The organism is uncultured Amaricoccus sp., from assembly GCF_937858865.1.
Taxonomy (GTDB): domain Bacteria; phylum Pseudomonadota; class Alphaproteobacteria; order Rhodobacterales; family Rhodobacteraceae; genus Amaricoccus.
This window is the reverse complement of sequence record NZ_CALLYO010000025.1, coordinates 1-12,424: the sequence shown is the minus strand read 5'-3', so window position 1 is coordinate 12,424 and position 12,424 is coordinate 1. Positions and strand designations below refer to the sequence as shown.

Annotated in this window: 9 protein-coding genes; 8 read left to right on the top strand and 1 reads right to left on the bottom strand. The window is 73.8% G+C overall.

Annotation, left to right across the window (positions count from 1 at the left end; translation table 11 throughout):
* The 5 genes from addB to Q0112_RS00550 all read left to right on the top strand — a co-directional run.
* A partial coding sequence (addB, locus tag Q0112_RS00570; protein WP_297970142.1) for a double-strand break repair protein AddB occupies positions 1–2,080 on the top strand: 2,080 nt, incomplete at its 5' end.
* The gene (addA, locus tag Q0112_RS00565; protein ID WP_367278422.1) at positions 2,077–5,409 is read left to right on the top strand and encodes a double-strand break repair helicase AddA; all 3,333 of its coding nucleotides are present in this window, start codon (positions 2,077–2,079) and stop codon (positions 5,407–5,409) included. The genes addB and addA, both read left to right, overlap by 4 nt.
* A gap of 2 nt (positions 5,410–5,411) precedes the next feature.
* Complete coding sequence (locus Q0112_RS00560; RefSeq protein ID WP_297970137.1) at positions 5,412–6,299, top strand: CPBP family intramembrane glutamic endopeptidase; 888 nt, start codon at positions 5,412–5,414, stop codon at positions 6,297–6,299.
* A gap of 27 nt (positions 6,300–6,326) precedes the next feature.
* A complete protein-coding gene (gene accD, locus Q0112_RS00555; protein ID WP_297970135.1) occupies positions 6,327–7,256 on the top strand; it encodes an acetyl-CoA carboxylase, carboxyltransferase subunit beta in 930 nt (309 codons plus the stop codon).
* Positions 7,253–8,527: a folylpolyglutamate synthase/dihydrofolate synthase family protein gene (locus tag Q0112_RS00550; RefSeq protein WP_297970133.1), complete on the top strand. Its 1,275-nt coding sequence runs from the start codon at positions 7,253–7,255 to the stop codon at positions 8,525–8,527. Before accD ends, Q0112_RS00550 begins: the two co-directional genes overlap by 4 nt.
* Positions 8,528–8,534: 7 nt before the next feature.
* Here the strand turns inward: Q0112_RS00550 and Q0112_RS00545 are convergent, their stop codons facing one another.
* Positions 8,535–9,200, bottom strand: a complete 666-nt coding sequence (locus tag Q0112_RS00545; protein WP_297970131.1) for a GntR family transcriptional regulator — start codon at positions 9,198–9,200, stop codon at positions 8,535–8,537.
* Positions 9,201–9,387: 187 nt separating this feature from the next.
* On the opposite strand from Q0112_RS00545, the gene Q0112_RS00540 reads away from it, so the two are divergent.
* From Q0112_RS00540 to Q0112_RS00530, 3 genes are all read left to right on the top strand, one after another.
* A complete protein-coding gene (locus Q0112_RS00540) occupies positions 9,388–10,872 on the top strand; it encodes an NCS1 family nucleobase:cation symporter-1 (protein ID WP_297970129.1) in 1,485 nt (494 codons plus the stop codon).
* A gap of 77 nt (positions 10,873–10,949) precedes the next feature.
* The gene (uraD, locus tag Q0112_RS00535) at positions 10,950–11,567 is read left to right on the top strand and encodes a 2-oxo-4-hydroxy-4-carboxy-5-ureidoimidazoline decarboxylase (protein ID WP_297970127.1); all 618 of its coding nucleotides are present in this window, start codon (positions 10,950–10,952) and stop codon (positions 11,565–11,567) included.
* Positions 11,568–11,605: 38 nt separating this feature from the next.
* Complete coding sequence (locus Q0112_RS00530) at positions 11,606–12,373, top strand: aspartate/glutamate racemase family protein (RefSeq protein ID WP_297970125.1); 768 nt, start codon at positions 11,606–11,608, stop codon at positions 12,371–12,373.
* Positions 12,374–12,424 lie beyond the last annotated feature (51 nt).

The following is a 12,424-nucleotide window of genomic DNA, read 5'->3' as shown; positions in this document are numbered from 1 at the left end:
GCCCGAGCGCAACGCGCTGGTCTCCCTCGCCCTCCGCCCCGCCCCGGTCACCGACCAGTGGCAGGCCGAAGGCGCCGCCCTCGCCGGCCGCCTCGCCCCGGCGCTCGCCTCCCTCACCTGGGTCGAAGCCCCCGACCAGCGCGCCGAGGCCCTCGCCATCGCCCTCGCCCTGCGCGAGGCCGCCGAGACCGGCACCCGCGCCGCCCTCGTCACCCCCGACCGCCAGCTCGCCCGCCGCGTCACCGCCGAGCTCGACCGCTGGTCCCTCATCCCCGACGACAGCGCCGGCCGCCCGCTCGCCCTCACCCCCCCCGGCGTCCTCCTCCGCCGCCTCGCCGCCCTCCCCGGCGAGCGCCTGACCCCCGAGGACCTCCTCGTCCTCCTCAAGCACCCGCTCGTGAACAGCGCCCCCGCCGCCCGCACCCCCCACCTCCGCCTCACCGCCCGCCTCGAACGCCGCCGGCTCCGCGGCAAGGCGCCCTGGATCGACTGGCCCGACCTTGCCGCCTGGGCCGAGGCGGAGGCCGGCGACGCCCCCGCCTGGATCGCCTGGCTGCAAACCACCCTTGCCCCCCTCGCCACCGCTGAGACAGCCCCCCTCGCCGCCTGCGTCGCCCGCCACCGCGCCGCCGCCGAGGCCCTCGCCGCCGGCCCCGCCGCCGCGCCCCTGCACGCGCTCTGGGAGCAGGACGCCGGCGCCCAGGCCCGCGCCCTCCTCGACGCGCTCGCCGCCGAGTCGGACGCCGCCGCCCCCCTCGACGCCCACGGCTATCGCACGCTGCTCCAGGCGCAGATGGCCACCCGCGACGTCCCCGAACCGGCCCAGACCACCCACCCGAACCTCGCCATCTGGGGCACGCTGGAGGCCCGCATCCAGTCGGCCGATCTCGTCATCCTCGGCGGCCTCAACGAGGGTACCTGGCCGCGCCTCCCCCCCGCCGACCCCTGGCTCGGCCGCTCCCTCCGCCGCGCCGTCGGCCTCCCCAGCCCCGACCGCCGCATCGGCCTCTCCGCCCACGACTTCCAGCAGGCCCTGGGCGCGCCCCGCGTCATCCTCACCCGCGCCACCCGCGATGCCGAGGCTCCGACCGTCCCCTCCCGCTGGCTCCTGCGCCTCGAGAACCTCCTCCTAGGCCTCGGCGACGAAGGCCAACGCGCCCTCGCCGAGGCCCGCGCCCGCGGCACCGCGCTCGTCGACACCGCCGCCCGCCTCGACCTCCCCGCCGCGCGCGTCCCCCCGGCCCGGCGGCCCGCCCCGCGCCCGCCGGCCGCCGCCCGGCCGGGCGAGCTCCCCGTCACCGACGTGGAGCGGCTCGTCCGCGACCCCTACGCCGTCTACGCCAGGCGGGTCCTCCGCCTGCGCCGGCTCGACCCGCCCGGCCGCAAGCCCGATGCGCTGGCCCGCGGTACCGCCATCCACAAGGCGCTCGACGACTTCGTCACCGCCACCGAGGCCGGCCTGCCCGAGGACGCCGCCCGCGTCTTCGCCGAGACCGTCCGCGCCGCGCTCGCCACCGAGGCCCCCTGGCCGGCCGTCAACGCCATCTGGACCGCCCGCCTGCACCGCGCCGCGGCCTGGTTCCTCGCCGGCGAGGCCGATCGCCGCGCCCGCGGCACGCCGCTCGCCCGCGAGGTCGCGGGCCGGCGCGAGGTCGCGGGCCTCCCCCGGCCCTTCGCCGTCACCGCCCGCGCCGACCGCATCGACGCGGTGGCCGGCGGCCTCGCCATCTACGACTACAAGTCCGGCAGCAGCCCCACCGCCCGGGAGGCCGCCGCCTTCCACCTCCAGCTCCACCTCGAGGCCGCCATCGCCGAGGCCGGCGGCTTCGAGACCGTCCCCGCCGCCCCCGCCCGCCACCTCGAGCTCCTGAAGCTCGGCAAGTCCGGCGAAACCCTCCCCCTCGACCCCGACCCGGAGAAATGGGCGAAGTTCAGGGCGCTCATCGCCCACTATCTCGACGAGGCGAACGGCTTCCCCGCCCGCCTCCGCCCGCAGAAGCTGACCTGGGTCGGCGACTACGACCACCTGTCGCGCAAGGGCGAATGGGCCGACGGCGACTGCCCGGAGACCGACTGGTGATCGAGGACGCCACCCGCGCCCAGGTCAGGGCCGCCGACCCCGCCGCCTCCTCCTGGGTCTCCGCCAACGCCGGCACCGGCAAGACCCGCGTGCTCACCGACCGCGTCGCGCGCCTCCTCCTCTCCGGCTGCGAGCCGCAGAAGATCCTCTGCCTCACCTACACCAAGGCCGCCGCCGCCGAGATGCAGAACCGCCTGTTCCGCACCCTCGGCACCTGGGCCATGCTCCCCGACGCGGCGCTCGCCGCCGCCCTCGCCGAGCTCGGCGAGACCCCCGCCGCCGACCTCCCCCGCGCCCGCACCCTCTTCGCCCGCGCGCTCGAGACCCCCGGCGGCCTGCGCATCCAGACCATCCACGCCTTCTGCGAGGCGCTGATCCGCCGCTTCCCGCTCGAGGCCGGCGTCCCGCCGCAGTTCGGCGTGCTGGAGGATCGCCAGGCCAGGGCGCTGCGCGAGGACATCCTCGACGCGCTCGCCAAGGCCGACCCGGCCAGCTTCGCCGCCCTCGCCCGCCAGCTCCCCGGCGACGACCCCGACCCCCTGCTCCTCGAGATCGCCAAGCACCGCGACGCCTTCGCCACCCCTTTCGACGGCCCCGCGCTCGCCCGCGCCCTCGGCGCCCAGCCAGAGATCACCCCCGCCGACCTCGCCGCCCGCCTCCTGACCCCGGACGTGGAGGCCCTCCTCCGCCAGATCGTCCCCCACCTCGCCGCCTCCGGCAAGACCGACGCGAAGTGCGGCCAGGCCCTCGCCGCGGCCCTCGCCGCCACCGACCCGAACACCCGCCTCGCGGAACTGGAATCCGCCCTCCTGACCGGCGACGGCACGGCGAAGGCCGGCAAGTTCCCCACCAAGCCCCTCCGCGCCCGCCTTTCCCCCCTCCTGCCCGCCCTCGACGCCTTCATGACCTGCGTCGAGGCCACCCGCACCCTCCGCCTCGCCAACGCCGCCTTCCACCGCTCCGCCGAGCTCGACCGCTTCGCCCGCCGCTGGCTCGCCGCCCTCGCCCGGCGCAAGGCCGCCCTCGGCCTGCTCGACTTCGACGACCTCATCGACCGCGCCCGCGCGCTGCTCGCCCAGCCCGGCACCGCCGCCTGGGTGCTCTGGCGCCTCGACGGCGGCCTCGACCACATCCTCGTCGACGAGGCCCAGGACACGAGCCCGGCGCAGTGGCAGGTCATCCAGGCCCTCACCGCCGAGTTCTTCGCCGGCGAGGGCGCGCGCGAGACCCGCCGCACCGTCTTCGTCGTCGGCGACGAGAAGCAGTCGATCTACTCCTTCCAGGGTGCGGACCCCGACGAGTTCGCCGCCAAGCGCGCCCACTACCTGCGCGCCATCGCCGACGTCGGCTCCGCGCTGCAGGACTGCGCCCTCCTGCACTCCTTCCGCTCCGCGCCCCCCATCCTCGCCCTCGTCGACGCCGTCTTCGCCGGTCCCGCCGGCGCCCGCCTCGCCCCCGGCATCACGCATCTCGCCATCGGCCCCGACCGCCCCGGCCGGGTCGAGGTCTGGCCCTTCCTCGGCAAGCCCGACAAGCCGGAGGAGCCCCCCTGGGACGCCCCCGTCGACGCCCGCGCCCCCGACGACCCGGTCGAGACCCTCGCCCGCCGCATCGCCGACGAGATCGCCGCCTGGCTCGCGCAGGCCCGCGCCCTCCCCGGCGCCGACCGCGCCATCCGCCCCGGCGACGTGATGATCCTCGTCCAGCGCCGCGGCGACCTCTTCCATGCCGTCATCCGCCACCTCAAGCGCGCCGGCGTCCCGGTCGCCGGCGCCGACCTGCTGCGCATGGGCGGCGAGCTCGCCGTCAACGACCTCCTCGCCGCCCTCCGCTTCGCCGCCACCCCGTCCGACGACCTCTCCCTCGCCGCTCTCCTGCGCAGCCCCCTCGGCGGCCTGACCGAGCGCGAGCTCTTCGATCTCGCCCACCCCCGCACCGGCACCCTCTGGCAGGCGCTCCGCACCGACCCCCGCTGGCCCGGGCTCCGCACCCTCCTCGAGGATCTCCTCGCGCAGGCCGACTACCTCCGCCCGCACGAGCTCCTCGCCCGCATCCTCGTCCGCCACGACGGCCGCCGGAAGCTCCTCGCCCGCCTCGGCGCCGAGGCCGAGGACGGCATCGACGCCCTCATCGACCAGTCCCTCGCCTACGAGACCGTCGAGCCCCCGAGCCTCACCGGCTTCATCGCCTGGTTCGACCATGCCGAGGTGGAGGTGAAGCGCCGCACCGAGGAGACCGCCGACCAGGTCCGCGTCATGACCGTGCACGGCGCCAAGGGCCTCGAGGCCCCCATCGTCATCCTCCCCGACACCGCCACCCGCAGCGACGCCCAGAACCCGCCGCAGATCCTCCGCCTCGAGACCGGCCAGGCGGTCTGGAAGGTCGCCGCCGACAGCGCGCCCGCCGCCTTCGCGCAGGCCGAGGCCGCCCGCCGCCAGCTCGTCCGCGAGGAGAGCCGCCGCCTGCTCTACGTCGCCCTCACCCGCCCGCGCACCTGGCTCATCGTCTGCGGCGCCGGCTCCGACGCCGCCACCCCGACCGGCGAGAGCTGGCACGCGCTGATCGCCGAGGCCGTCGCCAGCCTCCCCCACGCCCGCGCGCCCGGCCCGTTCGGCAGCGCGGGCGGCGACACCCTCACCCTCTCCCACAACTGGCCCGACCCGACCCCCGCCCCGCGCACCGCCACGCCCGAGCCGCAGCCCCTCCCCGAATGGGCGGCCCGCCCCGCCCGCACCCCCGCCTCCGCACCCCGCCCGCTCTCGCCCTCCGGCCTCGGCGGCGTCCACATCCTCCCCGGCGAGCCCGGCTTCCTCCTCACCGAGGAGGAGGCGCTCGCCCGCGGCACCGCCATCCACCGCCTGCTCGAGCACCTGCACGGCCACCCCCAAGCCGCCCGCGCCACCCTCGCCCAGCGCCTCCTCCCCGCCACCCCCGGCCTCGATGCCCTCCTCGCCGAGGTCGAGGCCGTCCTCGACGCCCCCGGGCTCGCCTTCCTCTTCGCCCCCGGCACCCTCGCCGAGGTCGACGTCACGGCCCCCCTCCCGGAGCTCGGCGGCACGCGCATCCTCGGCCGCATCGACCGCCTGGTGGTCGAGCCCGCCCGCATCCTCGCCGTCGACTTCAAGAGCCACCAGGCCGTCCCGCCGACGCCCGAGGCCACCCCAGAGGGCATCCTCCGCCAGATGGGCGCCTACGCCGCCGCCCTCGCCCCGATCTTCCCCGGCCGCCGCATCGAGACGGCGATCCTCTGGACCCGCACCGCCCGCCTGATGCCGCTCCCGGACGCCCTCGCCGCCGCCGCCCTCGCCCGCGCCGCGGCCGAACCCTAGCCATGGCCGTCCTCCCCCGGCATACCGACCGCTTCGAGGCCTACGTCGCCCCGGCCCGCGCCCGCCCCGCCCTCTGGCGCCTCCTCGCCGGCATCATCTTCGCCGCCCTCGCCTGGCTCGGAGCGGTCGCCGCCCTCGTGCCCCTCGCCACCCGCCTGCCCGCCGATCCTGGCCGCGCCATCCTGCTCGCCTACCTGCTGAGCTTCGCCGCCCTCGCCCTCGGCATCGCCGCCGCGGCGCGCCTCCTGCAGCGGCGCCCGCCGGCGACCCTCCTCGGCCCCGGCGGCTTCCGCCTGCGCCACTTCGCCCTCGGCGTCGCGGCCATCGCCCTCCTCTCCGTCCTTTCCCTCCCAGCCCTCGCCTGGCTCGCCGCCCCCGTCCGCCGGATGCCGCTCGCCACCTGGGCCGCCTGGCTCCCGCTCGTCCTCCCCGCCCTCCTGCTGCAGACCGCGGCCGAGGAGATCGCCTTCCGCGGCTACCTGATGCAGAGCCTCGCCGCCCGCTTCCGCAGCCGCCTCGCCTGGCTCCTCCTCCCTGCCGCCCTCTTCGGCGCGCTGCACTGGGACCCGGCCGAATTCGGCGCCAACGCCTGGCTCGTCGTCCTTTCCACCGCCGTCGTCGGCCTCATCCTCGCCGACGTCACCGTGCGGACCGGCAACCTCTCCGCCGCGATCGGCCTCCACTTCGCCAACAACGTGAGCTCGCTCCTCTTCGTCTCCCTCCCCTCGCCGCTCGGCGCCTTCACCCTCTGGACCATCTCCGTCGATCCGGCCGACGCCGCCGCGGTCCGCCCGCTGCTCCTTGCCGATTTCGCCGTGATGCTCGCCGCCTGGGCCGCCTGGCGCGCCCTCGGGGCGCGATTGCATTCGCGGGGGCGGGGTTCTATCTAGACCCACGTCCGCCGCCGAGGAGCCGGGATGAACTGGATCTCCAACTACGTCCGCCCGAAGATCAACTCGCTCTTCTCGCGCCGCGAGGTGCCGGAGAACCTCTGGGTCAAGTGCGACGACTGCGGCACCATGCTCTTCCACCGCGAGCTCGCCGACAATCTCAATGTCTGCAGCAACTGCGGCCACCACATGGCGATCTCGCCGCGCGAGCGCTTCGCCGCGCTGTTCGACGGCGGCGTCTTCGTCGAGGTGGAGGTGCCGAAGCCGCTCGCCGACCCGCTCGGCTTCAAGGACCAGAAGAAATACCCCGAGCGGCTGCGCGAGGCGCGCAAGAAGACCGGCGAGGAGGAGGCGATGCTCGTCGCCGAGGGCGAGATCGGCCGGCTCAAGGTCGTCGCCGCCGCGCAGGACTTCGCCTTCATGGGCGGCTCGATGGGGATGTACGTCGGCAATGCCATCGTCGCCGCCGCCGAACGGGCGGTGAAGCGCAAATGCCCGGTCGTCCTCTTCGCCGCCGCCGGCGGCGCGCGGATGCAGGAGGGCATCCTCTCGCTGATGCAGATGCCCCGCTCGACCGTCGCCGTCGAGATGCTGAAGGAGGCGGGCCTCCCCTACGTCGTCGTGCTGACCAACCCGACGACCGGCGGCGTCACCGCGAGCTACGCCATGCTCGGCGACATCCACCTCGCCGAGCCCGGCGCGCTCATCTGCTTCGCCGGCCCCCGCGTCATCGAGCAGACGATCCGCGAGACCCTGCCCGAAGGCTTCCAGCGCTCGGAATACCTGCTCGACCACGGGATGATCGACCGCGTCGTGCCCCGCAAGGACCTGCGCGACGAGATCGCCACCATCCTGCGCCTCCTGACCAGCCAGCCGCCCTACATCCGCGGCGAGCTTCCCGCGCCCGAGGAGGCGCCCAGGGAGGCGTCCGGGGAGGCGAAAGCCGAAGCATCGTGACCAGGACGAGCGACACGCTCCTCGACCGCCTCACCGCGCTGCACCCCAAGGTCATCGACCTCTCGCTCGCCCGCATCGAGCGCCTGCTCGCCGCCCTCGGCCACCCCGAGCGCCGCCTGCCGCCGGTCGTCCACGTCGCCGGCACCAACGGCAAGGGCTCGACGCTGGCCATGATCCGCGCCGGCCTCGAGGCCGCCGGCCACCCGGTCCACGTCTACACCTCCCCGCATCTCGCCCGCTTCCACGAGCGCATCCGCCTCGCCGGCGAGCTCATCCCCGAGCCCGCCCTCGCCGACGCCCTCGCCCGCTGCGAGACGGCCAACGAAGGCCAGCCGATCACCTTCTTCGAGATCACCACCGCCGCCGCCTTCCTCGCCATGAGCGAGACCCCGGCAGACTACGCCCTGCTCGAGGTCGGCCTCGGCGGCCGGCTCGACGCCACAAACGTCATCGACCGCCCCCGCCTGACCGTCATCACCCCCATCTCCGTCGACCACCAGCAGTACCTCGGCGAGACGCTCCCCGAGATCGCCGCCGAGAAGGCCGGCATCCTCAAGCACGGCATCGGCTGCATCGTCGCCCGCCAGGAGCCGGAGGCGCTCGCCGTCATCGAGGAGGCCGCCCACCGCCGCCTCGCCCCGCTGATGATCGAGAACCAGGACTGGCAGGTCTGGGAGGAGCACGGCCGCATGGCCTACCTCGACCCGCAGGGCCTGCTCGACCTGCCCCTGCCCAACCTGATCGGCGCGCACCAGGTCGGCAACGCCGGCACCGCCCTCTGCGCACTGCGCGCCCTCAGCATGGACGAGGCCGCCTGCACCGCCGCCGTCACCCGCGCCGAATGGCCCGCCCGCCTGCAGCGCCTGCGCCGCGGCCCCCTCGCCGAGGCGGCGGCCCCCTGCGAGCTCTGGCTCGACGGCGGCCACAACCCGGCCGCCGGCACGGCCCTCGCCGAGGCCCTCACCCGCCTGCCGCAACGGCCGCTGCATCTCGTGACCGGCATGCTCCGCACCAAGGACGCCGCCGGCTTCCTGCGCCCGCTCGCGCCCCTCGCCCGCTCGCTGCACGGCGTCACCATCCCCGGCGAGCCGGCCACGCTGACCGCCGAGGAAACCGTCGCCGCCGCCCGCGCCGCCGGCTTCGCCGAGCCGCAAGCCGCCCCCTCCGTCGCCGAGGCCGTGGCGGGCATCGCCGCCGCCGCCCCCGCCGCCCGCATCCTCATCTGCGGCTCGCTCTACCTCGCCGGCCGCGTCCTGCGCGAGAACGGCTGAGACTCGGTCAGACGAGGATTCCCCACCACCGCAGCGTCGTGCGGTAGTGCTCGGCGATCGCCGCCACCGCCGCCTCGGCGTCGCGCCGCTCCAGCGCCCCGATGATCGCCAGATGCTCGCGCATCGCCGGCACGATCCGGTCCGGCAGGAACGGCCGGGTGTTCTGGATCACCGCGATCCGGTCGCGGTTCACCCGGTAGACCTCCGTCGCCAAGGGGTTCCCGAGCCCCGTCGACAGCGTGTCGTGCAGCGACAGATCGACCTCGATCGCCCGCCGCGGCAGCGCCGACGTCATCGACCGCTCCGCCTCCGCCACCAGCGCCTCGTGGCTGGCCCGCAGCTCGGCCAGCGGCAGCGACGCCCCCACGGCGACCAGCCGCCGCGCCCCCTCCGAGTCGAGCAGCGCGCGCAGGTCCATGCAGTCCCGCGTCACCTCGGCCGAGGCCTCCATCACCAGCACGCCGCGCTTCGGCAGCACCCGCACCAGCCCGTCGACGTCGGCCCGCTTCACCGCCTCGCGCGTCGCCGCCAGCGGCAGGCCGATCAGCTCGACGAGCCCCGGCATCGAGACGAACTGCCCCGCCCCCAGCGAGCCGTCACGCAGCACGCCGATCAGCCGCCCATAGGCCCGATCCGCCATCAGCGCCTCGCCGGCCACAAGCTCCCGGTTCATCCGTCTCCTTCCTCCGTGTCTCCGGGCACTTTCAGGAAAAGCCTGAAAGACCTTCAGGGATGTCCAGATTGTATGTTACAACGCATGTCATGTAACATTCTAGGTAATCTGCCACCAACCCCGATGCAAGGGGTCTACGGACAACGCAGCGCAGGCGGAGTACCGGCGCGGATCAAGGAGGACCGAGATGACCACGATTCCGTCTGGCCTGAGCGGCACGACGCACGAAGGGATCCACTACGTCGGCACCGTCGCCGCCGATCCCAACCTCTACAACGAGGACCTCGCCCCGGTGCCGATGGATAAGCGCACCTGGACCGGCTACTCGATCTTCGCCATGTGGATGTCGGACGTCCACTCGGTCGGCGGCTACACCTTCGCCGCCTCGCTCTTCCTCTTCGGCCTCACCGGCTGGCAGGTGCTGCTCTCGATGGCGATCGGCATCCTGATCGTCTACTTCCTGATGAACCTGATCGGCCGCCCCTCGCTCCGCGAAGGCATCCCCTTCCCGGTCATGGCCCGCGTCTCGCTCGGCGTGATGGGCGCCAACCTCGCCGCGCTGATCCGCGGCGTGGTCGGCATCGTCTGGTACGGCGTGCAGACCTACTTCGCCTCCAAGGCCGTCGCCACCATCATCCTGCTCTTCATCCCCTCGGCCGCCGCGCTCGGCACCGGCGACGGCTTCATGGGGCTCAACACCCTCGGCTGGATCAGCTTCCTGATCATGTGGTTCGGCCAGCTGATGATCTTCCAGCGCGGCATGGAGACGATCCGCAAGTTCATCGACTTCTGCGGCCCGGCCGTCTACCTCGTCATGTTCGCGCTGATGGCCTGGATCCTCTACCACGCCGGCTTCGACTCGCTGAACCTCACGCTCAACGACGTGCACCTGACCGGCCCCGAGACCATCGGCCACATGATCAACGCCATGCTGCTCGTCGTCGCCTACTTCGCGGCGCTGCTGCTCAACTTCGGCGACTTCTCCCGCTTCGGCAAGTCCGAGCGGCAGATGAAGGTCGGCAACTTCCTCGGCCTGCCGATCAACTTCCTCGTCTTCGCCATCGTCGTCGTCATCGTCACCGCCGGCTCCGTCTCGGTCTTCGGCGAGATGATCATGGACCCGGTCGAGATCGTCGCCCGCATCGACAACAAGGTCGCCGTCTTCATCGGCTCGGTCACCTTCATCATCGCCACCATGGGCATCAACATCGTGGCGAACTTCGTCTCGCCGGCCTACGACTTCGCCAACCTCTTCCCCAAGTACGTCGACTTCAAGCGCGGCGGCCTGATCACCTCGATCCTCGCCGTCCTGGTCTGCCCCTGGATCTTCGTCGACAGCCCGCACGCGATCACCATCTTCGTGTCGGTCTTCGGCGCCATCCTCGCCCCGCTCTACGGCGTCATGGTCGCCGACTACTACCTGGTGAAGCGCGAGATCGTGAACACGCCCGAGCTTTACACCATGGATGCGAACGGCCGGTACCACTACGACGGCGGCTGGAACCACGTCGGCCTCAAGTCCCTCGCCATCTCCGGCTTCATCGCCATCGGCTGGGAGCTCTCGACGCAGCTCTTCCACATCCTGCCGCACAACAACCTCGGCTGGGTCATCGGCGCGGCCTCCGGCGCCATCGCCTACACCACGCTGATGCGGCGCGCGAACCGCACCTGACGGGCCCCGGCCCCGCCCTCCGGGCTGCCGCCGCGGCGGCAGCCCGCTCCCATCCCCCGAAGACCCGAGAGGACCAAATGACGTCAACCCGTCCGACCCGTCGTGCCCTGCTTGCCGCCATGGCGCTCGCCGCCACCCTCGTCACCGCCGGCCTGCCGACCGGCGCCCGCGCCGACGAGCTCAGCCTCGAGACGATCAACGCCATGGACCAGGCGAGCTTCGTCGAGACCTTCGGCGGCATCTTCGAGAAGTCGCCCTGGGTCGCCGAGCAGGGCTGGGAGGCCCGGCCCTTCGACAGCATCGACGACCTGCACGCGGATCTCTACGCGGTGATCGCGAACGCCCCGCGCGAGGACCAGGTGACCTTCCTCAACCAGCACCCCGAGCTCGCCGGCAAGGAGGCGCAGGCCGGCACGATGACGGCGAACTCGGTGGCAGAGCAGGCGAGCGCCGGGCTGAACGCGCTCACGCCCGAGGAGATGCAGACGCTCGCCGAGGGCAACGCCGCCTATCGCGCGAAGTTCGGCTTCCCGTTCATGATCTTCGTCCGCGGCCACACCAAGGAGGGGATCTTCTTCTACCTCGACCGCCGGCAGCAGAACGACCCCTCGACCGACGAGGAACTGCACAACGCGATGATGCAGGTCTGGGGCATCACCCGCAGCCGGGTGCAGCGCGCCGTCTCCGGCAGCTGAACCGCCGCCCGACCATCCCCAACCGAAGGAGAAAGCTCATGACCCTCGCCACCGGCTCCCGCCTCCGCGCCCTCCTCGCCGGCTGCGCCCTCGCCGCCCTCGCGCCCCTCGCCGCCGCGGCCGAGGACGCGGCGGCCGCCTCCGACCACATCATCCTGCTCATCAACCCGAACTCCAACGAGAAGACCACGCAGTCGATGACGGAGATCGCCGCCACCGCCACCGGCGGGGTGACCGTCGAGGGCAAGAGCAACGAAGGCGTGCCGCCGCTCCTGACCACGCCGGCGGATCTCGCGGCGGCGCTGCCCGGCGTCGTGAGGATCGGCGTCGAGGCCGCCAAGGACGACCGCGTCGGCGCCATCATCGTCGCGGCCTTCGGCGACCCCGGCCTCGCCGAGCTCCGCGCGGAGGTCGACCTGCCGGTCTTCGGCATCCGCGAGCAGGCGTTCCGCGAGGCGGCGGAGGGCGGCCGCCCGTTCGGCATCGCCACCACCACCCCCGATCCGGGGCTGGCCGAGGCGTTCCGCCAGACCGCCGCCGCGCTCGGCTACGCCGACCAGTTCCGCGGCACGCGCGCCACGCCCGGCGATCCGAACGCGCTGATGGCGAAGTCCCCCGAGGAGCTCGACGCGGCACTCGCCGAGGCGGTGCAGGCCTCGATCGCCGACGGCGCCGAGGCGGTCATCATCGGCGGCGGCCCCCTCACCGCTTCCGCCCTGCGGCTCCAGCCGCAGTTCGACATCCCGCTCGTCATCCCGGTGATCGCCGCGGCCCAGGCGGCGGCCGAGGCGGTGAAGGCAGACTAGGTCGTGGACTCATAGTGTTTGAGCCAGAGGCGGGCTGAGGCGAGCAGGACG